Source organism: Agrobacterium vitis, from assembly GCF_014926405.1.
GTDB lineage: Bacteria > Pseudomonadota > Alphaproteobacteria > Rhizobiales > Rhizobiaceae > Allorhizobium > Allorhizobium vitis_H.
Genome location: NZ_JACXXJ020000005.1, coordinates 871960 through 897462, shown reverse-complemented (window position 1 = coordinate 897462; position 25503 = coordinate 871960). Strand labels below are relative to the sequence as shown.

Here is a 25503-nt window from a genome sequence, read left to right as displayed (position 1 = left end):
GGTCTGGCATTAGCCTATTCTGGGCGGCGGGTGTCGTCCAATGGGGGATAGTTGTCAAGCAGAGCCGCGACAATCTTGCCAAAACCGATGCCCAGTGACGACTTGACCATCACCACATCGCCACCGTGAACCGAGGCAACGGCAAAAGCGGCCAGATCTTCAGCGGTGTCGAAAGACGCAACCGAAACGATCTCCGGCAATTGCGCCCGCAGTGCTGCCATGGCGGGTCCGGCCAGCCAGACATGCTCGATCCCGGCAGCCAGCAGCGGCCCTGCCAGATCTCCGTGCAATTCCTCGGAAAACTCGCCCATTTCCAGCATATCGCCAAGCACGGCGATGCGTCGGCCCTCACCACGCGGCTGGGCGGCGGCCAGGACAGCAATGGCGGCGCGCATGGAAGCCGGATTGGCGTTATAGCTTTCATCAATCAGCGTGAAGAGACCGGAGGCGCAGCGCAGCCGATGGCGCTCACCCCGGCCCTTGACCGGTGACAGTCTGCTCAATGCATCGACCGCACCATCCAGATCGGCACCCAGAAGACGGGCAGCGCCCAGCGCCGCCATGGCGTTTTCTGCGATATGGCGGCCCGGCGCGGCAATCACCACTTCACGGGTCTCACCGTCGATGATCGCCCAGGCGGTCGAGCTTTCGGCAGCGCCATCAAATTCCGCCAGCCGGAATTCCGCCTTGGCATGCTGACCGAAGGAATGGATATGGGTGATGCCCGCTTCCTGCGCCTTGTGTTCCAGATATTCGAAATAGGGATTGTCGTGGTTCAAAAGCACGCCGCCATTGGCGGCGACACCGGAAAAGATTTCCGCCTTGGCATCGGCGATCTCATCGACACTGGTGAAATTGCCGAGATGGGCAGGCGCAATGGTGGTGATAACAGCCAGATGCGGGCGCACCATCTGCACCAGCGGGGTGATTTCGCCGGAATGATTCATGCCGATCTCGAACACACCGTATTGCGCAGTGGCGGGCATCCGCGCCAGCGTCAGCGGCACGCCCCAGTGATTGTTGAAGGAAGCGACAGCCGCATGCACTTCGCCAGACGGCGCCAGCACCTGACGCAGCATTTCCTTGGTCGTCGTTTTACCGACCGAACCGGTCACAGCAACAATCTTGGCACGGGATCGCAAGCGGGCGGCGATGGCCAGCCTTCCCAACGCCTGCAACACATCGTCAACGACGATCATCGGCACGGTCAACCGGCCAAGCGCGGGCAGTTTGGCCTCATTGACCACCATCAGCGCCGCACCATTGGCCACGGCAATACTGGCATAATCATGCCCGTCCACCCGGTCGCCCTTGATGGCGAAGAAGGCTTCTCCGGGCTGGATGCTGCGGCTGTCAATGGAAATGCCGGTAATGCCCGGTGGCATGGTGCCAACCGGTCGTCCGGTCATGGCCGCAACCAGATCTTCGATGGTCCAGAGCAAGGTCAAGGGTGAAACTCCTCCATGGCTTTGCGGATTTCGGCGTGGTCGGAAAAGGGTAGCGTCTGCGCCCCGACAATCTGACCTTCTTCATGGCCCTTGCCTGCAACAATCAGCGTATCGCCAGTCGCCAGCATTGCCACAGCGGCGCGAATTGCCTGGGCGCGGTCCCCGATCTCGATGCCTTTCGGTGTCGCTGCCATCACCTCACCGCGAATGGTGGCAGCCACTTCCGAGCGTGGATTGTCATCGGTGACGATGACGATATCGGCCAGCCGGTCGGCGATCTCGCCCATGATCGGCCGCTTGCCCTTGTCGCGGTCGCCGCCGCAGCCAAACACCACGATAATTCTGCCGCTGGTAAAGGGCCTGACCGACGTCAGCACCTTTTCCAAAGCATCCGGCTTGTGGGCATAATCGACATAGGCGAGCGCGCCGCTTTTCGCCTGCCCGACCAGCTCAAGGCGGCCCGAAGCACCTTGCAGCTTTTCCAGTGCTTTAAGGGCGACCGAAGCCTCGACGCCGGTCGAAATGGCAAGACCGGCGGACACCAGCGCATTGGCAATCTGGAAATCCCCCGCCAGCGGCAGATCAACCTCATAAATCGCCCCTTGATGATGAATCTCGGCAATCTGCTTGTGGCGAAAATGCTCGACCCGTTTCAGGCTGAGGAAATCCCCGGCCCGGCCAACGGTGCGGACATCATGACCCGCCTGCCTTGCCACCCGGATTGCTTCCGCCGACCATTCGTCATCGGCAAAGATCACCGCCGGAGACCCTTTGGGCAGCAGGGTGTCGAACAGGCGCATCTTGGCGGCCATGTAATCGGCAACGGTTGGATGATAATCCATATGGTCGCGGCCAAGATTGGTAAAGGCGGCAGCGGCAAGCCGCACGCCGTCCAGCCGACTCTGGTCGAGACCGTGGCTGGAGGCTTCCATGGCCGCGTGGGTCACGCCCTCTTGCGCAAGGTCTGCCAGCAATTGGTGCAGGGCGACCGGATCGGGCGTGGTCAGCGAACCGTAATCGCTGCGGGTTGGGGAAATCACCCCGGTCGTGCCGATCTGCGCACTGGCAAGTCCGGCATATGCCCAAATCTGGCGGGTGAACGAGGCAACCGATGTCTTGCCAGCCGTGCCGGTTACCGCCACCATGATGTCAGGTTGGCCGGGATAGAAGCGGGCAGCAAGAAGCGCCAGCGCATGGCGTGGCTGGTCGGTGACCAGAGCCGGAACGGCAATATCCAGATGAGAACCGGAGAGCACGGCAGCCGCGCCCCGCACTACCGCATCGGCAACGAAACCCGCACCATCAGCCTTAACGCCCTGCAAAGCCACGAACAGCATGCCGGGTTCAACCTTGCGGCTGTCGGCGGTTATTCCGGTGATCTCAACGTCGCCGACCGGCCCATCCAATGGTCCGGTCAGATCCCCAAAATCGCCGCTGGCGAGATCTCGCAATTTCATCGTCTACCTGTCCCCTGCCGCGCAGCAGGAGCAGAGCCCTGCGGCAACGGCGAATCAATCGTCCTCAATATGAGACGAGCATATCATTGCCCACCTGTCCGTAATTGGGTTCTACACCGAGAATTGGGGCAGTTCTGCGAATAACGTCGCGCACGATCGGCAAAGCGGTAAAGGCCGAAATCGTACCACCGCCCTCGCCGCTCAAGGGTTCGTCGATAAAGCTCAGAACCACATAGCGTGGCTTGCTCATCGGGAATGCACCCAGAAAGGCGTTGAAATTCAGCTTGCTGTCATAACGGCCATTAACGACCTTATCGGCAGTGCCTGTCTTGCCGCCGACATCGAGACCTGGGACGCGCGCCCCACGGCCGGAACCGTTAATGCCATTATATTCAAAGAGATAACGCATATCGGCGCTGGTGGATGGCTTCAGCACGGCTTCTGCCACCTCGTTTGCCTGGTCCACAGTGCGCGGCAGGAATGTCGGCTGGATCAACTTGCCGCCATTGATGAGCGCCGCACCGGCGACCGCCGTCTGCAGCGGCGTCGTCGCGACACCGTGGCCGAAGGAAATCGTAACCGAGCTGATTTTCTTCCACTCACCCCTTGGCTGAGACGGCATTTTCACTTCCGGCAATTCCGTCTTCATCTTGGTCAAAAGGCCGAGACGGTTCAGGTATTCCTTCTGTTCGGGAATGCCGACCACGTCGATGATCTTTGCCGTGCCGATATTGGAGGAATATTTGAAGATATCGGGAACGCTCAGGAATTTGCTCTGGCCGTGAAAGTCGTGAATGGTAAATCCACCGATCTTCAGCGGATAGCGTGCATCGAACACGTCGCTCAGTTTTACCCGACCGGTATCCAGGCCCATCGCCATCGTGAAGGATTTGAAGGTCGAGCCCATTTCGAACGTGCCGTTCGACATCCGGTTCAACCAGCCTTCCTTGGCACCTTCCTCCGGCTTGTTGGGATCGAAATCGGGGTAGGACGCCATGCCCAGCACTTCGCCGGTCTCAACATCCAGCACCACGGCACCAGCCGACTTGGCCTTGAAATTCACCTGGGCAGCGGCCACCACATCATGAACGATATTCTGGACGCGCAGGTCGATGGAGAGCTTGACCGGCTCCAGCGGCGCATTGCTGGTCATGCCGAGATCGGCCAGATCCGCCAGGCCCTGGTTGTCGATATATTTTTCCATCCCGGCCATGCCGCGATTGTCGATATTGACGAAGCCAACAATATGGGCCGCTGTAGAACCGCCGGGATAGAAACGGCGAATTTCCGGCCGGAAACCAATGCCGGGAATGCCCAGCGCCAGGATCTGGCTCTGTTGCTTGGGCGTCAACTGACGGCGAAGCCACTGGAAATGCGATTTCGACGAGAGTTTCTTGTAGGTGTCGCGGCTGTCTAGGTCGGCCAGCACCGTTTGCAGCTTTTCAACGGCTTCATCGACATCGACAATCTTGTGCGGTTCTGCAAACAGCGACACCGTCCTGATATCGGTGGCCAGAACCTGGCCATTGCGATCGAGAATATCGGGACGCGCCGCCATCAACCGATCCGGCGGCATGATGCTGGAGGTGCTTTCGGGATGGGCATAGCCGTATTGCACCAGCCGACCGCCAATCACGCCATAGACCAGCGTGAAACCGAGGATCAACAGGCCGACGCGGCGCTTGGCCATATCGGCCTTGCGCTTGCCAGCGCCTTCGAACGCGCGGCCCTTGCCGCGCACAGCGCCACGGCGCACATCGGTGGAGAAATGGGCCCGGCTTTTCAGGAGCATCATACGGGAAAGAAAAGTCATCAGCGTTTCACCGATCCGGTTATGACCTTATCCATCGGCACGGGGACCGGCTTACCATTCACAATCTTAATACCATCGGCGATCTTGGGACCGCCTGTCTTTGCCGCCGGGGCCTGTACCACAGGCACCTGGGATTTCAACATCGGCAATTCATTGGCCCGCGCCAACTGGTTGGGATCGGTTTGCTGGAGCTTCAGCTCCTGACCGAAAGTATTGGCCAGTTTTTCGAGGCGGTTCGGCTGGGTCAACAAGGCCCAGTCGGCCTGGAGAAGCTCGATCGTATCCTTCTCCAGCTTGATCTCGGCTTCGATACGCTTCAGATCCTGCACTTTCTCATCGGTATTGTGCTTGATCTGGTACGTTACGGCGGCCGCTGCCGCCATGGCGCCGATCATCACGATGTCAAAGGTTCGCAGCATGGCTCAGGCCCCCAATCGCTCGATTTCCGCGAGATCCGGCAAATCGAAAATGGAAAAATCGGCCTTCATGGCTGGATGCGCGGTACGGATGCCCGCACGTAGTTTTGCAGAACGGGCCCGAGGATTGATCTCGGCCTCCTCTTCTGTCGCGGTCACCATTCCTTTACCGACCGGCTCAAAAGTTGCCGGGCGCTCGAACGCCATAGGCATATGCCGCGAACCGGCGGCCTTGCCGGAACGGTCTGAGAAGAATTTCTTGACGATACGGTCTTCAAGCGAATGAAAGGTGACGACAACCAGCCGTCCGCCCGGCTTCAAGGCCCGCTCGGCGGCAAACAGCGCCTCGGCCAATTCGCCAAGCTCGTCATTGACGAAAACCCGCAGCGCCTGAAACACCCGCGTCGCCGGATGGATCTTGTCCTTCGCCTTGCGTGGGGTGACGATCTCAATCATGCCCGCCAGATCGCGCGTGGTCTGGAAAGGATGATTGACCCGGCGCTTTTCGATAGCGCGGGCAATGCGGCCGGATTGCTTTTCCTCGCCCAGAAAGCCGAAAATCCTGATGAGGTCGCCAACCTTGGCTCGGTTGACGACATCGGCGGCAGACACACCCGTGCCGGACATCCGCATATCGAGCGGCCCGTTGCGCTGGAAGGAAAACCCACGCTCGGCCTCATCGATCTGCATGGAGGAGACGCCGATATCGAGAACGATGCCATCCAGCCCGCCTTCGGGGGCAAAATTATCCAGCGTGGAAAACCGGGTATGATGAAGCGTGAGACGACCGGCGCGAGCGGCAACCATGGCTTGCCCGCCAGCAATCGCATTCGGATCACGGTCGAGCGCGATGACATCGGCACCAGTATCGAGAATAGCTGACGTATAACCACCCGCCCCAAACGTGCCATCCAGGATGACCTTACCGGCAGAGGGCTCGAGGGCATCTATGACAGGCTCGAGAAGAACCGGAATGTGACGGACCGGTCCGCCTTCGGCTTCAGCATACCCTCCGCCAAGATCCGTCACCATTCCGCTTCTCCGCCTTAGACTACCTCCCTTTTTCTTTGAAAAAGGGAGGTAGTCTACATCATTGCATTTGCGCATTTCCGGACGGAAAACAGGTTTCCACTTTTCCTGGAAATGCTCTAACTGGAACCCGCCCTCTTCAGACCGAGTCCCTTTCTTGCCGCCGCCTGCGCCTCGTGAAACGCCTGCGGCTGCCACACTTGAAAATGATCCGAGCGACCGACAAAGGTCACTTCGGACGCAATACCCGTAAAGTCGCGGATAAAATCCGTGACCATAAGACGCCCCTCGCTGTCGAGGCGCATGAAAACGCCGCCCCCATGTACGAGAAGCGACATTTCGTTGGCAACCGGCGAAAACGGATCCTCGCCGACAATCTGCCGTTCGTAGCGCTCCAACAGATCCGGCCCGCCGATACTGATCGCCGGAAAGGTGAAATCCTGGAAGCAATAAAGCTCCTGGATGCCCCGCTCCACCAGAACAGCACGGAACGCCGCCGGAACGGAAACCCGCCCCTTCGTATCGATCCGGTTCGTCGCATTGGACAAGAAGCGGTTCATTACGCGCTACCGCCGCCCCTTTTCGATCAACGCGGTCCACACACCCGCATTTCCATTGATACACCCGAGCCGACAAGCCCCTTGCCGCTAGGACGAAACAGGAAAAATAGCCACTCCAGGCCTGCTTCTCAGTCTCGCATGTCGGGGCTGTTATCCGCCCCTCGGCAGTGCACTTATGGGATAACATGGGACACCATGGGCGTCAATGGGATTAGGGTTGGCAAACCAGTCTACTTCATCGGAAATTTATAACCCGTTAAGATTAATGAATGGTTATTATGGCTTGACGGAAGCAAGCCACCCATATCCGCAAGTATGCTTTCTAATAATATGAAAATAAACGAAAATTAGCAAAAGAGGGAAAAAGGGGCGCAACGGCGCTTATGGTTTTTCAACCTCAAGCAAGGCCTCCGCACGGCCCTTGGCAGGAAATACCAGTCGGCCTGTAAGCCGGGTTCTGTATGGCCCCGGTTTCCCGGAACGTGGCAGCCATTCATCTGGGACGATACTTGCGCACCGCCTCTCGCAACCCACCCGGATGACTGGCCCGAAAACCGGCTGTAGCGCAACTTGCGTTGCACCCGCGTCATCCCTATTCGGTCTTGCTCCCGGTGGGGTTTACCATGCCGTCCCTGTCACCAGCGACGCGGTGGGCTCTTACCCCACCCTTTCACCCTTACCCCGATAAACGGGGCGGTCTGCTTTCTGTGGCACTTTCCCTGAGGTCGCCCTCGCCGGACGTTATCCGGCACCGTGTTTCCGTGGAGCCCGGACTTTCCTCACCCTACCGCCTTTCGGCATTGGTAAAGCGCGGCTGCCCGGCCGACTGGTTCGGCGTGATTAACGGAGACATCTGGAGAAAGCCACCGAAATCATGCGCTCACACGAAAACAGGCGTGAAATCTGCATCATACTCCTCATGGACAATCGTGCCGCGCAGGATCAACTCGGCACCCAGCCGGCCAATTTCGTCCGAGCTTTTCGCCGCCGCCCCGCAGCCGCCAGTCAGCACCGCGATGCGTGGGCTGTCGCTAAACCCGATGGCCGGATAGCCACTGCCCGTAAAGGAGGTCACGCAGGGCGCCATCGACACCGGCGCCTGGGCAACACCCGGCACCAGCGATCTGCAAATGCGCGCCAGATGATCGCGTGCGCTTTCCCGTCCGCCACCCCTGAACCAGGCGCGGATTTCGGGCTCGGTCTTCAGCCTGACATCATCGGGATCGCCGCCGATCTTGAGATAGGTTTTACCATCAGGGTAGCGCACTGGTGGAAGCAGATAGATGTGATCGCGTGGATTGGACGGCTCGTGAATGAGCGACGGCATGCCGTGATAGGCGGGCAGATCCTGATCGGCGATTTCGAAAAAGGTAACAGTTCGAGCATAAACCGACAGATCAATCCGGCGCGGCAACAGCGTGTCGGCAATGGAAAACCCGCCCGCTGCAACCAACAGTTTTTCGGCTTTCAACACCTTGCCGCCTGCGGTCGTGACCACCGCATGGCCGCCCTCGTCGCGAATGCCTATGACCACATCGTTGATCAGAGATGCCCCCGCCCGAGCAGCCAGCTCCGACTGGGCCTCCACCAAACGGCGCGGATTGACGTAGCCGGCGTGATGCGCCTCATAAATCCCAATGGAAACAGGCTCGAACCGGAAATAACTGAAACGCTCGGCAAGACCGGCATGGTCGAAAGACTGGGTGGAAACGCCGAGCCCTTCGGCAGCGCGCGCCGCCTTGGCGACATAGTCGGAATGACCATCCGGGCTCGTTCCGACGATCAGGCAACCAGCCTCGTGGTAAAACCGGATGCCGCTCTGCTGTTCGATTTCACTATAGCGGGCAATCGACGCATGAGCGAGCTTTGCCCAGACAGGATCGCTATCGATGGTACGGGTGATTCGCGCTTCGTCGTAATGGCTGGCAAAGACGCCTTCGTGGCTTTGCTTGTCAGCGGGCTCATCCGGCCCGACCAGTGCCACGCCATCCGTTTGCAGTGCCAGATGCCGCGCCGCCGCCGCACCCATCATACCGCGTCCGATAATGAGATATTTAAAGACCTGATCCGTCATACCGCTCGTCCAAAATGATTTGCCAATTGGATAGCATTATCGATCAGACTTGCCACATGGTTTGATTGATCTGACGCAAGAACCGGCAGAAACGACGGTTCTTGCGTGATCACCACGTCGCCTCACCCCACAAGAGTGGTAGAAGGGACGCTGTCAACTTTTCAGCTGTTTTCCAGCGCAGCTTCCACCTGACCGCAATATTGCTTGGAAACCGGGTTCATGCGTGTCGCGCCGTGGCCGGCATTGTAGCGCAAGATGGCACCGCAGGTATCACCACCGCCAAGCTGGTGGGCCATGGCGAGATATTTCATCCCGTATTTGAGATTGGTGGATGGGTCGTAAAGCCCGGCAACAGTACCGGTATAGCCCATGGCGCGGGCGGTGGCGGGCTTGATCTGCATCAGGCCGACTTCGCCATGCGTGCCGCGCGCTTTCGGGTTGAAGCCGCTTTCGATTTTCACCACGGCGCTGGCCAGTTCCACCGGCACGCCATATTGCTTGGCATAGGACGAGATCAGGGCATGATAGGGCGCCTTGCCAGCAGCCCCCTGCATATCGGCTTTCTGATCATCAGTCCCGGTTTTATTCGAGAGCCTGGTTTTCTCCAGAGGCTTGGCGAGGTCGGCTTGCTGTTTATTGGCACGCAACATGTCCATCAGGGTCAAGCCCTTGCCGGCATCAGCCGCCTCGGCTTGGGAAACGGCAGACATAGAAACGGCAATGCATGCCGCGGCAGCGAAAAGCGAAGTTTTCATGAAAAAGGTCAGTCTCCAGACAAAGGGGCGGACACGGATGCCAGCAAAGCGCACTATTTACCCGTCCACTGCCCAGCAAAGGACAGCGATGTTCATCGCCCTCATCGTTGATATTTGCGAAAGACTTCCATTTTGGAAATCACATTCGCTGTTCATCTCAACCGCTGCCGAGGAATACCATGGCTGCGACGGCTGCTGTTAGACAGACTCAATAAGGAAATCCTATGGCATGGTAAAAAGAGGTGATTTTCGACCCTGCCGAAAGCCGTCTGCGGACGACAACAGCCCGCAATCCTCAGCTGAAACGCGGCAACGCCGCCAGCAGACGATGCAGGGTGTCGATGGTCGAATAATCGGCCACGCCATCGACCTTGGAGGGGCGGAAATGCAGCTGGAAACTTCTGACGACACCCTCGGTCACTGCATCAAAATCCCCATTGATTTCAACAGGGTATCCATAGAGAGACAACATGGATTGCAATGCCTCGACCGGCTGGCCGTTATCCCCTCTCTGGAAGAAGCGCCCTCCGGTCATCGCGGTTGGTTCCACCCAATGCCCTACGCCCAGGGCGTGTAGCTGATCCCAGGGGAAATGTTCGCCCGGATCGACCTTGCGAACAGGCGCAATATCGGAATGGGCCAGCACCCGCTCCGGGGCGATGGACCAGCGACTTGCACAATCAAGACACAATTGCGCGACGGCATCCACCTGTTTTTCGGGATAATCCGGCAGAGACGGATGTCCGGCATTGGCAATCTCGATGCCAATTGAGCGGGAATTGATATCGGTCGCGCCCGCCCAGAAACTCTTGCCGGCATGCCAGGCTCGGCGGCTTTCCGGCACCATCTGCACGACATCACCGTTTTCACGCACCAGATAATGGCTGGAAACCTGGCTTTCCACAGTGCAGAGCCACGAGAGTGCTGCCTCTTCGCTCGGCATGCCGGTATAATGCAGAATGATGGTGTCAGGGGCCGCGCATTCGATGCGCTCACCGTGATTCGGGGATGGCACCACCACGGCGTCTGGATAATCGGCGATGAATGCAGTCATGCGGCCCGGCGTTCCTTTTCAATCGCGGCATAGGCCGCGTTGAAACTGGCCATCCGTTGATGGGCGGCAGCGTGCATTTCCACTGGCAGGCCACGCGCATGCAGCCGGTCGGGATGGTGCTCGGAGGCCAGAGCCCGGTAGCGTTTGCGAATCGTGCCAAAATCATCGCTGCGCGACACGCCGAGAATACCGTAGGGGTCCTGGTCGGGCGCGAGATGACGGGCGGAAATCTGTTCGAACCGATCCTCACCAATCTCGAAAATTTCGGCGATGCGGGAGAGAAAAGCCAATTCCTTCTCGTGGATCAACCCGTCCGCCGTGGCGATGTGAAACAGGGCATCGACGATCTCTTCGAGCACCGGGCAGCCTCTGGTGCGCGAGCCGCAGAGATTGGCGAGCTTTTCAGCATAGGCTTCGTAACCGGCAATATCCTGCTTGGCGAGATTATAAAGGCGCGCGACGTTGCGGGCCTCTTCCGGCGGAAAATCGAAAATGCTGCGAAACGCATTGACCTCAGCCTGCGACACGACGCCATCGGCCTTGGCCATCTTGGCCGAAAGCGCGATGATCGCCACGGAAAAAGACACGCGCCTGCGCGTTTCCGGATCACCCTCAAAGACGGTACGGATCGCTTCGACAATCGACGACAAGGCATTGCCGGCCGCGTCGCTGACCGCGCCGAGCAGCCGCTCCCAGAGGGACGATAATTGTTGGCAGGCGAAATCGAAAATCATTTTGACAGATTGACCAAATTATCACTTGAAATGCAAGAGAAGCACCCCACTGTTTCGGGTTAAACTTTGTTCACTTTCCAGGTTTTACCGCAGTGCAGAATCAGCGAATGCTTCACGTCTTCGTTGGCATACTAGCTTTTCCACAAGCCTCCCGCTTACGGCTTTCCATTTGAAACGATTATATTTCCGTGGCTGATGACATTTCCACGAAACTGCGGATTTTGTTCAATTTTTCGCTTTACAGCATCCGGCCTCTGTCGCATCCATTGGCACCATTTCGTAAACGTCTGCGGCACTTTGTCCGCAAGAAGGAGGATTTGATGGCCAAGACCAAAGTCGCATTGCTGACCGCCGGGGGCCTTGCACCCTGCCTCTCATCGGCAGTGGGCGGGTTGATCGAGCGCTATAGCGACATCGCACCCGATGCCGAGATCGTCGCCTATAAATCCGGCTATCGCGGCCTGTTGATGGACTACAAGATCGAGATCAACCAGCATATGCGCGAACAGGCCCATGTCCTGCATCGCTATGGCGGGTCGCCCATCGGCAATAGCCGCGTCAAGCTCACCAATGTCGCCGATTGCGTCAAGCGCGGCCTGGTCAAGGAAGGCCAGAACCCGTTGCAGGTGGCCGCCGAGCGCCTGGCCGCCGATGGCATCACCATTCTGCACACAATCGGCGGTGACGATACCAATACGACGGCTGCCGATCTCGCCGCCTATCTCGGTGCCAATGGCTATGACCTGACCGTCGTCGGCCTGCCCAAAACCGTCGATAACGATGTCGTGCCGATCCGCCAGTCGCTCGGTGCCTGGACCGCGGCGGAAGTCGGTGCCCGCTTCTTCGACCATGTTTCCAACGAACAGAGTGCCGCGCCGCGCACGCTGGTCATTCATGAGGTCATGGGCCGCCATTGCGGCTGGCTGACTGCGGCGACCGCCCGCGCCTATATCCAGCGCATCCAGCATAATGAATATGTCGAGGGCTTCATGATGAATGAAGAACTGAAGACAATCGACGGTCTTTATCTGCCCGAGACACATTTCGATATGGAAGCCGAGGCCGAGCGGCTGAAGGAACTGATGGACCGCACCGGCTTCGTCACGCTGTTCGTCTCGGAAGGCGCCTGCATGGATGAAATCATCGCCGACCGGGAAAAGGCCGGCGAAGAGATCAAGCGCGACGCTTTCGGCCATGTAAAGCTCGATACGATCAATGTCGGCGGCTGGTTCCAGAAGCATTTCGCCAAATTGCTCGATGCCGAGCGCTCTATGGTGCAGAAGTCAGGCTATTACGCCCGTTCGGCTCCGGCCAATTACGAGGACTTGCGGCTGATCCAGAGCATGGTGGACCTTGCTGTTGAAAGTGGATTGAACGGCGTCTCCGGCGTCACCGGTCATGACGAGGACCAGGGCGGCAAATTGCGCGCCATCGAATTCCCCCGCATCAAGGGCGGCAAGGCTTTCGACCTCTCTACGCCATGGTTCAAAGATGTGATGGACCATCTGGGCCAGAAATTCCGTCCGGCACATTGACCTTGACGGCGAATGGTGGCTTCTGTTTGCAGGCGATGCTGACGGCGTAATTGCCCGAAGCATGCCTGCATGACTGTTCGGATCCGCCTGGGGTTTTGAAACGGAAATGACAGACTATTTATTGTGACAGCGCCGGTGCCAAGGGCATGCGGCGCTGCTATGTTTATATCGGGAGTGCCCGGGCCGGGATGAGGTTGATGATATCCCGCCACAGGCAGACCGAACACGGAGGCAGGCCCATGACATTTCAGGATTGGCTGTTGTTTTCAGCAGCAAGCGCTGCCTTCCTTGTTGTGCCTGGACGCAATACCAAGCGGATCATCGCCTGCCGGCAAGCGGGCGGCGGTCGGGCTGCCACACTCTGCGTGCTGGGCAGCATGACAGGCTATGGCATCGCCGCGTGCCTGGTATTCGGAATGGCCCAAGCGCTCAGCAATATCAACGCCACGGCACTCTCTGCCCTGCGCTGGCCAGGCATGGCCATATTGATGGTTCTGGCACTCAGACTCTGGCGCGCGCCGCTGCATATTGGCCCGGTGGCCGATAACGACAATCTGGCCGACCGGCGCGCCATGGTCATTGTGTCGCAGGCCGTGATCGGTTCGGCTCTGGATGCGCGCACACTGGTCTTTCTGTTGGCGATCACCACTCAGATCACATCGGGCTTTTCGCCGTTCAGCGGAGATTTTCTGACCATGGAACTGGCTTTCATGGCTCTCGCGGCCTTAGTCTGTGGGCTTCAGGCAATTTATGCACACTCTTTCGACCGGATAATTCGCCGCCGTTCGGCACGCCGTATGGTGCAGCCAAAGGGCAAATCCATGCTGATTTCCGCCCGTTCCGTCAGCGCCGGTTATCGCCGGATTGCCGCCTGAATCACGGTCTTTGACAGGTTATCCCCTTTTAGACCAAGGCATCGAAGATGTGGACCACATCCTCGCCTTGAAGGCATTGCAAATATCTCAAATGCATCAGTGGCTTGAGATATTTGCAAAGGGAATACCAACGGTCATTTTCAGTGATCGTTAGCATTAGACTTCAAGGGGGCTGTCAAATTTGTGAATCCGATGTTAATAGTTCGTGCGTTGCCTGTGGGCAGCGCTCGTTTCAATAGCCGACGGACATCTGCATGACAGCGAAAACGGACCGCACGATTGCCATCAGCATCACTGCTGTCATCGTCGCAGCCCTTTCCAGTTGCACCAATGTCAATGACAATTCCAAAGCCGATATAGCGCCAAAACCCGCATCGGCTCATCAAGCCGTTGCCGCCGCAGCGCAGCCAGGCGTCACACAGCCGGGCGCCAGTACCGTAGCACCGGCAAATGGCACCGTCGCAACAGGCGCCTCGACACCTGTAGCCGCCGCAAACGGCACGATGACGACGGTCGTTCCTGGCACGCAGGCCGTGACGCCTCCATCGCAATCTGCTGTCACCGCGCTTGCCAATACCGCATCGGGAAACAATGCGCTGGCCGCCATAAATGGCGCTTCGGGCACAGGCCAGACGGTCAATCTCGCGACTGGCCAAGGCCCCTATCCTATTCAGAAGCCAGGCCTGACGCAGGTCGCATCGCTCGGACCAACCGTCAGCACCGTGCCGTCTTCCGCCAATGCACCAGCCCGGATTTCGGACAACGAGCCGATCGGCCTTGAAAACGAAGCGTTGCAGCCGGATGTGATGGCCATGCATTCCGCCGTTCCCACGCCGCGCCCGGGTTCTGTTGCCTCATCGTCGGTCGCCTATGCCTCACCGGCCAAGCCGGTCGTCAAATCCTTCGCCCTGCTTGATGCACAATTCGACACCAGCGCCCCCGGCCCCGTGCCGAGCGCCACGCCGGAAGCCTCCAAAAGCTCCGCTTCAAGCACAAGTGAAACGGCAAGCCGCGGCCCGACGGTCATCAACGGCCTGGTCAACAAATATGCCGCCTTATACGGAATGCCCTCCGCGTTGATCCACCGGGTCATTCACCGCGAAAGCCGTTACAATCCGTCGGCCTATAGTCGTGGCAATTACGGGCTGATGCAGATCCGCTATAATACGGCCCGTTCTCTAGGCTATGAAGGTCCGGCAGAGGGTCTGTTCGACCCGGAAACCAACCTGAAATACGCGATCAAATATCTGCGCGGTGCGTGGATGGTGGCCGAAAACAACAATGACAACGCCGTTCGCCTCTATGCCCGTGGCTATTATTTCGATGCCAAGCGCAAGGGCCTGCTGGACGAAGTGCAGTAAACCACTTCGTCCATGCCGACACGGACCACTGTCCCTGTCTGTCGATTCGATTTCCTACGGCATTGCGTCCAGAACCGCTTTCAGCAATTTCTGCGGCCTGTAGTTATCCCAGGCAGGCGTCAGCCCCATCCGCAGCACAATCAACTTACGTGACGGGACAATCGCAATTGTTTGTCCATCATGACCCTGAAACCAGAGGGTTTCTTCGGTAATGCCGAAGGTGGAATCAGGTTCCCGGCCCGGCCCGCTCCGCCAGATCTGCCCCTGCCCGTAGGTGCCGCCGGATGACTTTGTCGGGGTCGCCATGGTTGTTACATAGCCTTCCGGCAACAGACGCCGCCCCTGCCAGACACCGTCCTGCAACAGGCATTGGGCAAGCTTGGCCCAATCGCGGGCATTGGCATAGAGATAGGACCCACCTGCCAAAGTGCCGGTTTCGTCGGCCTCCAGCACTGCGCTGGCCATGCCGAGCGGCTTGAACAAGGATGTTTGAGGATAAGACAGTGCCTGTTCCGGCGGCAAGCTGTCCATCAGCAGGCGGGCCAGCAGCACGCTGGTGCCGGTCGAATAGTGAAACAGCGTCCCGGGCGTCGCGTCCAGCGGCTGAGAGGCGACGAATGCCGCCTGATCCGGCTCCAGAAACAGCATGCGCGTTGCATCGCTGACATCGCCATAATCCTCGTTGAACCGCAGGCCACTTTCCATGCCCATCAATTGACGCAGGGTAATTGCCGCGCGCCCGTCGGTCCATTGCGGCAAAAGATGGTCCTTGTCGAGGTCAAGCCCGCCCTCCCCCATCCGCTGGCCGATCAGCATGGCCATGACCGTCTTTGTCATTGACCAGCCGATCAGTGGCGTATCGGGGCCAAAGCCCGGACCATAGGCCTCACCAAGCAACTCTCCATCCCGAATCACCAATGTGGCGCGCATCGATGGCCCGGTCAGGGCTGGATCAGCAAGAATGCCCGCCAGCACCGGGTCAGTGTGCGGTGCGCCCGTTCCATCCGGCCAGGGTGCCGGGTTCGGGTTCGGGGCCGCCGCAACGGCAAGCGGCTGCGGCAGATGCACCTTGCGAGCCGCATCGATTTTTCCATCGGGCACGTTGGCGCAGCCCAGACCGGGTCGGGCAATGGCCGTGCTGGGTACAAAAGCCCCAAACATATAAGCCGTGACCATGCCTGCATCCCTGTCGACATCCAGCCGCAGGAAACGCAACAGCGGATGGCCCGGCGCCTGCACATCCTCAGCCAAAACGTCCATCGGATCACGCTTGGCGATGAACACATTTGAGCAAACAATCTTGGCGGCGTAGCCTGTCCCGACTCGCAGCAATTCCGGCGGAGCCAGCCAAAGCCACGTGGCAGCCCCGACGATAACCACCAGGACACCAAGCAACAGTCCTTGGACAAACCTGATCAGCAAACGCATGCGATTTCCTCCCGCCCCGGATGGTGTCGCGGATCGGGAACTGTGAACCGACATCCGGAAAATCCGATGCTTAAACAATAACCTGGAGCGGAAAGGTGATTCTGTTTCACAACCCGCCACACGAGGTCTGCATGCAAGCATGATTACAGCGGGCATGAAAGGGGATGACGGTTGAAAAACCACGGTATTTTCACCGGGCGCGCAGCCCGGCCACTGGTCAACAGGCCCCGTCATCAAACTGTAGTGGACAACCACTATTCCGATAAAAACTTCAGAACGGGGCACCCTTCACATGACAGAACTTGTTCCAGATGCCGGATTCCGCAAAAACCAGAAGCTGAAATCGGCGCTGCTTCAACACAATGCACTGTCACGCAAGGGCTTGTCGGAACGGTTGTTCGGCCTGCTGTTTTCCGGCCTGGTCTATCCGCAGATCTGGGAAGACCCGGATGTCGACATGCAGGCCATGCAGCTTGGCGCTGGACACCGTATCGTTACCATCGGCTCCGGTGGCTGCAACATGCTGGCCTATCTGTCGCGCGAGCCTGACAGCATCGACGTCGTCGATCTCAACCCGCATCACATCGCCCTCAACAAGCTGAAGCTCGCCGCCTTCCGGCATCTGCCCGATCACACCGCCGTGGTGCGCCTGCTGGGAACCGACAATGCCCGCAGCAATGCCTCCATGGTCGAGCAATATGTGGCACCGCATCTGGACGCCACCACGCGGCGCTACTGGAGCCGCCGCACCCTGACCGGACGCCGCCGCATCCGGGTGTTCAACGGCAATTTCTACCGTACCGGCCTCTTGGGCCGCTTCATCACCGCCACGCATCTTCTGGCCCGCCTGCATGGCGTCAAGCTGGAAGAAATCACCCAGTGCCGCACCCCGCGCGAACAACGGCAGTTTTTCGAAACCCGCATCGCGCCGCTGTTTGAAAAGCCTGTTATCCGCTGGCTGACCAATCGCAAAAGCTCGCTGTTCGGCCTCGGCATTCCGCCGCAGCAATATGACGAACTGGCCAGCGTTTCGGAAACCGGCACCATTGCCCCGGTGCTGAAAGGTCGGCTGGAAAAGCTCGCCTGTCACTTCTCGCTGCGGGATAATTATTTTGCCTGGCAGGCCTTCGCCCGCCGCTATCCAAAATCCCATGAAGGCGCGCTGCCGGATTATCTGCGGGCCGATTATTACCGCACGATCCGCACCAGCGTCGACCGCGTCAATGTCCATCATGCCAGCTATACCGAATTGCTCTCCACCAAGCCCGCAGCCAGCGTCGACCGCTTCATTCTTCTCGATGCCCAGGACTGGATGACCGACGAGCAGTTGAACGATCTCTGGACCGAAATCACCCGCACCGCCGCCAAGGATGCGCGGGTCATCTTCCGGACCGCCGCCGAAAAAAGCGTAATCGAAGGTCGGATTTCCCCGGCGCTCGCCGAGCAATGGTCCTATCTGAAAGAGCTGTCCGTGCATTTCAACGCGCTTGACCGCTCGGCGATTTACGGCGGCTTCCATATCTATGAGAAGACGGCATGAGCGATGCCCGTATTGGTCAGGACCATTCCGGCCCGAACTTGGACCGGCACCATGCCAGCAAGATGGATCAGGTCTATCGCAGCCAGCGTCATATCTATGACCTGACCCGCAAATATTACCTGCTCGGGCGTGACACCGCCATTGTCGATCTGGACCTGCCAAAGGATGGTAGCCTGCTGGAAGTGGCCTGCGGCACAGGCCGCAACCTGATCTGCACCGAACGGCTCTATCCGATGTCGCATCTCTATGGTCTCGACATTTCCAGCGAAATGCTGGTGCAGGCAAGGCGTAACTTTCGCGGTCGCCCCCGCCAGCCAGATCTGCGCATCGCCGACGCTTCGGCGTTCACCGCCGCGGATTTTGCCGTGACCGGTTTCGACCGCGTGCTGATTTCCTATGCCCTGTCGATGATCCCCGACTGGCAAAAAGCAATTGCCTGTTCGCTTGCCGCCTTAAACCCCGGCGGCTCGCTGCATATCGTCGATTTTGGCCAGCAGGAACAATTGCCAGGCTGGTTCCGAACAGGCCTACATGCCTGGCTTGCCCGGTTTCACGTCACGCCACGGGCCAATCTGCGCGACGAACTGGCCGCCCAGACTGAAGCCGCAGGCGCAACACTGAGCTTTTCACCGCTCTATCGTGGCTATGCGTGGCATGCCATTATCCGCCGCCCAGCGGCCTGAGAGTTCGCTGCTCTTTCCGGCCCAATAGGCCGGTATTTTCGATCTATCGATATGAGCGGTTGAAAATAACCACATTTTAACGATGATGAAGCAAAGTCAGGCTGGAGGTTTCCCAGTCTGGCTTCATCGGATCGGTGATCTCCTGATTTTCCGCGTCTTTTGATCTTGCCATGGGCATGCGCTGCCTTGGCATAACAGTTGAATGAATGGGTTTTCGATGCGGTCGCTGGTCCTGGCACTTATTCCGATTTGTTTGGCAATGGCGTCCTGTACTTCGACGAGCTACGATTTCATGGAAACCGGCTCGATCCAGCCAAAATTCCAGGACAAGGACCCGCAGGACTTCGGCATCAATTCCCCGCATCGCCATCAGGTGCACGGCATCGACGTGTCGAAATGGAACGGTAATATCAACTGGATGCAGGTCCGCCAGTCCGGCGTCTCCTTCGCCTTCATCAAGGCCACAGAAGGCAAGGATGTGATCGATCCGAAATTTGCGGATTACTGGCAGCAGGCCAATGCCGCTGGCCTGCCACATGCGCCCTATCATTTCTACTATTTCTGCTCCAGCGCCGACGAGCAGGCCGACTGGTTCATCGCCAATGTGCCGAAGGCCTCGATGGACATGCCGCCCGTTCTGGATGTTGAGTGGAACCACACGTCCAAGACCTGCACCAAACGCCCCCCGGCTGAGGTGGTGCGCAGCGAGATGAAACGCTTCATGGACCGGCTGGAAGCCTATTACGGCAAGCGGCCGATCATCTATACATCGGTCGATTTTCATAAGGACAATTTGCAAGGCGCGTTCCAGGATCATTATTTCTGGGTCCGCGCCGTCGCCAAGCACCCCTCGGAAATCTATCCAGACCGCCGCTGGGCCTTCTGGCAATATACCTCGACCGGCGTCATCCCCGGCATCAAGGGCGATACCGACATAAACGTCTTTGCGGGTACCCAGCAGAACTGGCGCAAATGGGTGCAGGCCGTCTCATTACCGACCCAGCAAACCGCAGCAAACTGACAATTCCAGACCGGAGTTTTGCGTCATGCCGGGCAAAACCCGGCTCCTCTCCATGCTTCCGTCACAAAGCTTGGGCAGAGCGGAGCATGTTCTTTTCATATCCGGGGGCTTTATCCATGCATATCCTGTCTCGCTTCACGCTCGCAGCCATGTTGAGCGGCCTTATGGCCGGCACGGCCTTTGCCCAGGCACCGCAATGCGGCGGTGATCTCAGCGCTTTTCTGGCTGGCGTCAAGGCGGAAGCTGTTGCCAATGGCGCGTCGGCCGAGGCTGCCGACAAGGCACTGGCCGGTGCGCAAATCGACCAGAAAGTGCTGGGCCGCGACCGCGCCCAGGGCGTGTTCAAACAGACCTTTACCGAATTTTCCTCCCGCACCGTTTCCAAAGGCCGGTTGGACCAGGGAAAGCAGAAATTGCAGCAATATAGCGCGGTCTTCGACCGGGCCGAAAAAGAATACGGCGTTGCCCCCGGCGTGATCGCCGCCTTCTGGGCGATGGAAACCGATTTCGGCGCTGTCCAAGGCGATTTCAACACCCGCAATGCGCTGGTAACGCTGGCGCATGATTGCCGCCGCCCGGAACTGTTTCGCCCGCAATTGCTGGCTCTGATCACCATGGTTCAGCATGGCGATCTCGACCCCGCCACCAATACCGGTGCCTGGGCCGGTGAAGTTGGCCAGGTGCAGATGCTGCCCAAGGATATCGTTGCCTTCGGCGTCGATGGCGATGGCGATGGCCATGTGGCGCTGAAATCCAGCTCACCCGATGCAATCATGACGGCGGCGAAATTCATCCAGCACCTCGGCTTCAAACGCGGTGAGCCGTGGATTCAGGAAGTCACCGTGCCGGACACCCTGCCCTGGGAAAAGAGCGGCTTCGACAGCGGCATGAAGGCAGGCGACTGGTTCAAGCTCGGCGTCAAGCCGCGCGATGGCAATACCAAATTTGCCGATCTGGAGGGCGAACTGGTACTGCCGCAGGGCCGCAAGGGACCGGCCTTCATCACCTATCCCAATTTCGGCATTTATCTGGAATGGAACAAGTCGTTTATCTACACGACCTCTGCCGCCTATTTCGCCACACGTCTCGAAGGTGCCGAGGCTTATCTGAAGGGCAATCCGGAACAGGGATTGACCGATGTGCAGATGAAGGAATTGCAGACCAAGCTGAAGGGTCTCGGCTATGATGTCGGCGAGATCGACGGCATTCTGGGCGGCGGCACCCGTGACGCCGTGCAGAAGGAACAGCTGAAGCGGAATATCCCTGCCGATGGCTGGCCAACGCCGGCGCTGTTGGCCGCACTTTAAGCCTCAGCAAAAATTCCGGTTGTTTTAACCGCGCATTCTCATGAGTGCGCGGCTTTTTCATGCTCGACAGAGCAGAGCGCATCGTCAATAAAGATTGGCGCGATTTGTCCCATCCTCGTCAGAAAGCGGTATTTCGCCGGGGAATTTCATCGTTAGACTGACATCATCTTCACGATAAAAGCTCCCTTGGAGGCAATGGCCATGACACATTCCGACACCGCCCTGCTGGTCATCGACGCACAGCAATCCTTCCGCCACAGTTCCTATTTCCGCGAGGACGAGTTGCCCGCCTATCTGGAGCGGCAGCAGGCGTTGATTGATGGCGCCCGCAAGGCGGGCATTGCCACCGTGCAGATTTTCCATTTGAACGACACTGGCCCTTTTAGCGAGGCCTCCGGATTCGTCTCCACACTGTCCCCTTTGACGATTGAACCGGATGCGGTTTTCCGCAAGCATCGGCATAGCGCGCTGGTTGGTACGGGGCTTGATGTCTGGCTGACCCGAAACAATATCCGCCATGTGATCGTATCAGGTATCCGTACGGAGCAATGTTGCGAAACCACGACACGTCATGCTTCGGACCTGGGCTATAGCGTGGATTTTGTTGGTGAAGCCACCCTCACCTTTCCGATGACCGACGATCAGGGCCGTGAATGGAGCGCGGCGGAGATCCGCGCCCGCACCGAACTGGTTTTGGCCGGTCGCTTCGCGCGCATTGCCACGGTCGAGCAGGCATTGTCACTCCCACCCACAACACTCGCGGCATAGACTTGATGACAGGACTGATCCCGCCGCAGCGCCTTATCGAAATGATCGTCGTCGTGCCGCCACGCCTGCTGCTGCTGGATCTGGCAGGGCCGATGGAAGTCCTGCGCAAGGCCAATCTTGAGCAGGACAGTGTGCGGTTCACGGTTCGATATGTCGGTCCCTCCCCCCACGTCAACAGCTCGGTCGGCCTGGCGCTTGCCGGGATCGAACCGCTGCCGGATGCCGTAGCCGACGGCGCGATGATTATCGTCCTGGGCAATGCCGCACATCCGCTCGGTGCAATCGATGCGGAGCCGGAGCCGGACGATCTTCTCCATGAGGCCGCTATCGTCGCCTGGTTGCGGTCTGCTGTCCGGCCAGGTGTAAAGCTCGTCACCATTTGCTCTGGCGCCTTGTTGGCGGCCCGCGCCGGACTATTGGAAGGTTATACCTGTACCGCTCACCACACCGAGATTGATGAGTTGCGGCAGTTGGCACCCACCGCAAAAGTGGCGGAAAATCGCCTCTATATCCAGGACCGGGACAGGTTGAGCACGGCAGGCATCACCGCCGGTATCGACATGATGCTGGCCTTGGTAGCAGAAGAGGCAGGACACACGATAGCACTCAACGTTGCCCGTTACCTGGTCGTTTATCTGCGCCGGGCGGGGAACGACCCGCAACTCTCCCCATGGCTTGAGGGGCGTAATCATATCCATCCCGTCATTCACAAGGTGCAGGATGCGGTTTCGGCTGACCCCGCCGCTCACTGGACGGTTGCCAGCATGGCAGCCATTGCGGCCACCAGCGCCCGTAGCCTCTCGCGCCTGTTTAACGAGCAAACCGGCATGAGCGTAACCGATTATGTCAACCGCCTTCGGGTCGCCTTGGCCCATCAGCTGGTCACCGCTTCGCGGTTGGATATGGAAACCGTTGCGCAACGCTCTGGTTTTGCATCCACCCGACACATGCGCCGCGCCTGGAAAAAGTTGCACGGCGGAACGCCAACAGCATTGCGCAGTCCCTGACCTCACCAAAACCGAGTCGTCCGTCCTGGAACGGTGCAGATTCAAGCCGATGACATTGCCGCCATTAACGATGAAATATTTCGTTATCACGCAATTTTAACAATATGTTTCCGTACGTTACCTTTTCTTCCAAGGGCTTATACAGACAGGCTGCTGCATCGCAGCACAAATTTCGCTTTTCAAATGACACGAAACGGTCATATTCTTTAACTGTTAACGCAAGGGAGACCGAGATGGGACTGACACGTTCGTTCAACATCCTGGCAGTCGGAGTAGCGTTTCTTTTTGTCGCAGCGATGCTTTTCATCTGAGGACGACAACAACTCCAACACCGTATGCGGCGGCGGCATGGACCGCCATGACACTTTTCATCATCAACTATGCTAAAAACGCCGTGCGCCCTTGATGGCGCACGGCGGTTTTTATTGAGCGAGATTGATGAGCCAACAAATGGCTCGTCAATTGCGGAGAACCAGCAGAAAACCGCCCTCGTCTCCGCTATCAAGCATGTCGCGATCAGGTAAGCGTCTCACGCTTTAAGGTTTTGCGTTTTTGCTTTATCCTTATCGCAAAATTGTTGCACGCTTTACGCCACCACCCCTGCCCGGTCGGCGGCTTTGGTATCAGATCGCTGCAATCCCAGCCGTTCCAGCGTGGCATTGACCAGCGGGGCCCGGTTCATCGTATAGATATGGAATTCGTCGATACCGCGCGCCTGCAGGTCGGCGATCTGCTCGGCAGCCAGTGCCGCGGCGACACTGGCGCGCTCAGTGGGCTTGTCGTCCAGCCCTTCGAAACGCTGGTCCAGCATGGCGGGAACGGATGTGCCGCACATTCCAGCAAAGCGCTTCAACTGGGTGAGGTTGAGGATCGGCATGATGCCCGGCACGATAGGAATGCTGATCCCGGCGGCCCGGACCTTTTCGAGATAGCGCTCGAAAAGTTCGTTATCGAAGAAAAATTGAGTGAGCGCCCGGGTCGCGCCGTTGTCGACCTTGCGTTTCAACATGTCGAGATCCATGGCGAGATCGGCGCTTTCCGGATGCTTTTCCGGATAGGCCGAGACGGAGATCTCAAAATCGCCAAGCTCTTTCAAGCCCTTCACCAAGGCTGCCGCATTCTCAAAACCACCCGGATGGGGTTGATAGGCCGAACCGACACCGGTCGGTGGATCGCCGCGCAGTGCCACGAAATGCTTGACGCCAACCGCCCGAAAATCCTCGACCACCTGGGCGATTTCCTCGCGTGTCGCACCGACGCATGTGAGATGCGATGCGGTGGCGAGTGGCGTTTCCGCCAGCAAGCGGCGCACAGCGGCCAGGGTCGGCGCCTTGGTGGTGCCGCCAGCGCCGTAGGTAACCGAGACGAATTCCGGCGCCCAGCCGGTCAGCTCATCGACCGTTGCCCAGAGCTGGGCTTCCATCTCCTCGGATTTCGGCGGAAAGAATTCAAAGGACAGTTTGAAGGGCCGTGCCTGATCTCTTTTGGAAGATGTGTGTGCCATCAGTAAACTCCCGCCCGCGCGGCCTGTTGCGCCACGGATGCTGCGGCTTGACCATAGGTCGCCAGCCAGATTGTTGCTGTAAGCGCCTCCCCATCCCTATGGTTCGGCGCAATATCGATTGCGTTTGTGACGTCAAAACCGGTCTTGACGAGCCAGCCCTCCATTAACTGATGGGAAAAGCCCAGCCGCACATGCGCATGATCCTCGCGCAAATGCTCCAGCTTATGTGGTGCGAGATCGATGATCACCAGCCGACCGCCGGGCTTCAGCATACGCGCCGCCTCATTCAGCGCCAGCTCCGGCTCCACCAGGAAATGCAGCACCTGATGAATAATCACCACATCGAACTCGCCACCATCAAGCGGCAGATTGAGAATATCCCCTTGGCGTACGGCAGCCTTGGCCACACCAGCCTTGTCGAGATTGACCCGGGCAACCGCCAGCATGTCGCGGCTGGCATCGATACCCACCGCCCGGTGATAGCGGCTTTCCAGCAATTGCAGGATACGCCCGGTCCCGGTGCCAAGATCCAGCAAAGCCTCGACTGTGTCTTCGCCGATCAGCTTCACCAGTGCATCTTCGACCTCGCGGTCATTGATATGCAGCCGACGCAACTCGTCCCATTCAGCGGCGTTGCGACTGAAATAGGCCTGCGCCTTTTCCGCCCGCGCCCGTTTGACTGCTCCAAGCCGCTCGCCGTCACGCGCCAAAACAGGATCGGACGTGGAAGCAACCGCCAGCAGATGACGCGCGAGATCGCCCGCCGCCCCCTCCTGCTTCAAACGAAAATAGGCCCAGGCACCTTCCTGGTAACGATCCACCAATTCCGCCTCAGCCAGAAGCTTGAGATGGCGCGAGATACGCGGCTGGGATTGACCGAGAATGTCGGTCAGGTCAGATACAGTCAGATCTCCCGCCGCCAGAAGCGCCAGCAGACGCAGGCGGGTTGGTTCACCTGCAGCCTTGAGAAGATCGACCAGACCGTCCAATGTAAAAGACATGCTCATGTCGCTTCCGTCAATCAAGATATAAACATATCTTTATGTGATACGCGGAGTTTTCGCAAGCCCCAAATTGCCGTTGCCCATCCTTGCGGCACAGTGAATCAACAAAAATCCGCCGGTGACGAGTGCC

Annotated in this window: 22 protein-coding genes and 1 other RNA gene; 9 read left to right on the top strand and 14 right to left on the bottom strand. The window is 58.5% G+C overall.

Translation table 11 applies throughout. From position 1 onward, the window contains the following. Positions 1-14: 14 nt before the first annotated feature. From IEI95_RS15265 to IEI95_RS15215, 11 genes are all read right to left on the bottom strand, one after another. Positions 15-1448 carry a UDP-N-acetylmuramoylalanyl-D-glutamyl-2,6-diaminopimelate--D-alanyl-D-alanine ligase gene (locus IEI95_RS15265; protein WP_156536892.1) on the bottom strand — a complete coding sequence of 478 codons (1434 nt, stop codon included), beginning with the start codon at positions 1446-1448 and terminating at the stop codon, positions 15-17. After that, positions 1445-2905 (bottom strand): UDP-N-acetylmuramoyl-L-alanyl-D-glutamate--2,6-diaminopimelate ligase, encoded by a 1461-nt coding sequence (locus IEI95_RS15260; RefSeq protein ID WP_156533486.1) that lies wholly within the window; start codon positions 2903-2905, stop codon positions 1445-1447. Before IEI95_RS15260 ends, IEI95_RS15265 begins: the two co-directional genes overlap by 4 nt. A 64-nt stretch (positions 2906-2969) precedes the next feature. Next, entirely contained in the window at positions 2970-4718 is a 1749-nt protein-coding gene (locus IEI95_RS15255; RefSeq protein ID WP_156533487.1) for a peptidoglycan D,D-transpeptidase FtsI family protein, read from the bottom strand. Beyond that, positions 4718-5137, bottom strand: coding sequence for a cell division protein FtsL (gene ftsL / locus IEI95_RS15250; protein WP_015916512.1), 420 nt, complete (start codon positions 5135-5137; stop codon positions 4718-4720). Before ftsL ends, IEI95_RS15255 begins: the two co-directional genes overlap by 1 nt. A 3-nt stretch (positions 5138-5140) precedes the next feature. Then, on the bottom strand, positions 5141-6166 hold the full coding sequence (gene rsmH / locus IEI95_RS15245; protein WP_087728693.1) for a 16S rRNA (cytosine(1402)-N(4))-methyltransferase RsmH: 1026 nt from the start codon (positions 6164-6166) through the stop codon (positions 5141-5143). A gap of 116 nt (positions 6167-6282) precedes the next feature. Then, entirely contained in the window at positions 6283-6723 is a 441-nt protein-coding gene (gene mraZ, locus IEI95_RS15240; RefSeq protein WP_071206506.1) for a division/cell wall cluster transcriptional repressor MraZ, read from the bottom strand. Between the two features lie 430 nt (positions 6724-7153). Then, positions 7154-7553: RNase P RNA component class A (gene rnpB, locus IEI95_RS15235), an RNA gene on the bottom strand. 50 nt (positions 7554-7603) lie between these two features. Next, complete coding sequence (locus IEI95_RS15230) at positions 7604-8797, bottom strand: NAD(P)/FAD-dependent oxidoreductase (RefSeq protein WP_156536893.1); 1194 nt, start codon at positions 8795-8797, stop codon at positions 7604-7606. Between the two features lie 161 nt (positions 8798-8958). Further along, the gene (locus IEI95_RS15225; protein ID WP_015916516.1) at positions 8959-9552 is read right to left on the bottom strand and encodes a lytic transglycosylase domain-containing protein; all 594 of its coding nucleotides are present in this window, start codon (positions 9550-9552) and stop codon (positions 8959-8961) included. A gap of 295 nt (positions 9553-9847) precedes the next feature. Next, on the bottom strand, positions 9848-10606 hold the full coding sequence (locus IEI95_RS15220) for an N-acetylmuramoyl-L-alanine amidase (protein ID WP_156533489.1): 759 nt from the start codon (positions 10604-10606) through the stop codon (positions 9848-9850). After that, positions 10603-11340 (bottom strand): J domain-containing protein, encoded by a 738-nt coding sequence (locus IEI95_RS15215; protein WP_015916518.1) that lies wholly within the window; start codon positions 11338-11340, stop codon positions 10603-10605. The genes IEI95_RS15220 and IEI95_RS15215 overlap by 4 nt, the downstream gene beginning before the upstream one ends. 320 nt (positions 11341-11660) lie before the next feature. On the opposite strand from IEI95_RS15215, the gene IEI95_RS15210 reads away from it, so the two are divergent. The 3 genes from IEI95_RS15210 to IEI95_RS15200 all read left to right on the top strand — a co-directional run bounded on the left by IEI95_RS15210 (position 11661) and on the right by IEI95_RS15200 (position 15111). Continuing rightward, positions 11661-12875: a pyrophosphate--fructose-6-phosphate 1-phosphotransferase gene (locus IEI95_RS15210; protein ID WP_015916519.1), complete on the top strand. Its 1215-nt coding sequence runs from the start codon at positions 11661-11663 to the stop codon at positions 12873-12875. A gap of 239 nt (positions 12876-13114) precedes the next feature. Beyond that, entirely contained in the window at positions 13115-13750 is a 636-nt protein-coding gene (locus IEI95_RS15205; protein WP_156533490.1) for a LysE family translocator, read from the top strand. 254 nt (positions 13751-14004) lie between these two features. Next, positions 14005-15111: a transglycosylase SLT domain-containing protein gene (locus tag IEI95_RS15200; RefSeq protein WP_234891026.1), complete on the top strand. Its 1107-nt coding sequence runs from the start codon at positions 14005-14007 to the stop codon at positions 15109-15111. Positions 15112-15165: 54 nt separating this feature from the next. Here the strand turns inward: IEI95_RS15200 and IEI95_RS15195 are convergent, their stop codons facing one another. After that, complete coding sequence (locus IEI95_RS15195; protein ID WP_156533491.1) at positions 15166-16539, bottom strand: serine hydrolase domain-containing protein; 1374 nt, start codon at positions 16537-16539, stop codon at positions 15166-15168. Between the two features lie 292 nt (positions 16540-16831). Here IEI95_RS15195 and IEI95_RS15190 point away from each other — a divergent pair, with 292 nt between their 5' ends. The 6 genes from IEI95_RS15190 (at position 16832) to IEI95_RS15165 (ending at position 22865) form a co-directional block, all read left to right on the top strand. After that, positions 16832-18079: a BtaA family protein gene (locus tag IEI95_RS15190; protein ID WP_156533492.1), complete on the top strand. Its 1248-nt coding sequence runs from the start codon at positions 16832-16834 to the stop codon at positions 18077-18079. After that, a complete protein-coding gene (locus IEI95_RS15185; RefSeq protein ID WP_234891027.1) occupies positions 18076-18762 on the top strand; it encodes a class I SAM-dependent methyltransferase in 687 nt (228 codons plus the stop codon). Before IEI95_RS15190 ends, IEI95_RS15185 begins: the two co-directional genes overlap by 4 nt. Positions 18763-18979: 217 nt before the next feature. Next, positions 18980-19783: a glycoside hydrolase family 25 protein gene (locus tag IEI95_RS15180; protein ID WP_156533493.1), complete on the top strand. Its 804-nt coding sequence runs from the start codon at positions 18980-18982 to the stop codon at positions 19781-19783. A 116-nt stretch (positions 19784-19899) separates the two neighbouring features. Beyond that, the gene (locus IEI95_RS15175; protein ID WP_087728700.1) at positions 19900-21090 is read left to right on the top strand and encodes a lytic murein transglycosylase; all 1191 of its coding nucleotides are present in this window, start codon (positions 19900-19902) and stop codon (positions 21088-21090) included. Between the two features lie 201 nt (positions 21091-21291). Continuing rightward, positions 21292-21858: an isochorismatase family protein gene (locus IEI95_RS15170; protein ID WP_156533494.1), complete on the top strand. Its 567-nt coding sequence runs from the start codon at positions 21292-21294 to the stop codon at positions 21856-21858. 5 nt (positions 21859-21863) lie between these two features. Further along, complete coding sequence (locus IEI95_RS15165; RefSeq protein ID WP_156533495.1) at positions 21864-22865, top strand: GlxA family transcriptional regulator; 1002 nt, start codon at positions 21864-21866, stop codon at positions 22863-22865. 586 nt (positions 22866-23451) lie between these two features. On the opposite strand, the gene metF is transcribed toward IEI95_RS15165, so the two are convergent. After that, the gene (gene metF, locus IEI95_RS15160; protein WP_156533496.1) at positions 23452-24369 is read right to left on the bottom strand and encodes a methylenetetrahydrofolate reductase [NAD(P)H]; all 918 of its coding nucleotides are present in this window, start codon (positions 24367-24369) and stop codon (positions 23452-23454) included. Next, positions 24369-25370 (bottom strand): metalloregulator ArsR/SmtB family transcription factor, encoded by a 1002-nt coding sequence (locus IEI95_RS15155; protein WP_156533516.1) that lies wholly within the window; start codon positions 25368-25370, stop codon positions 24369-24371. The genes metF and IEI95_RS15155 overlap by 1 nt, the downstream gene beginning before the upstream one ends. Positions 25371-25503 lie beyond the last annotated feature (133 nt).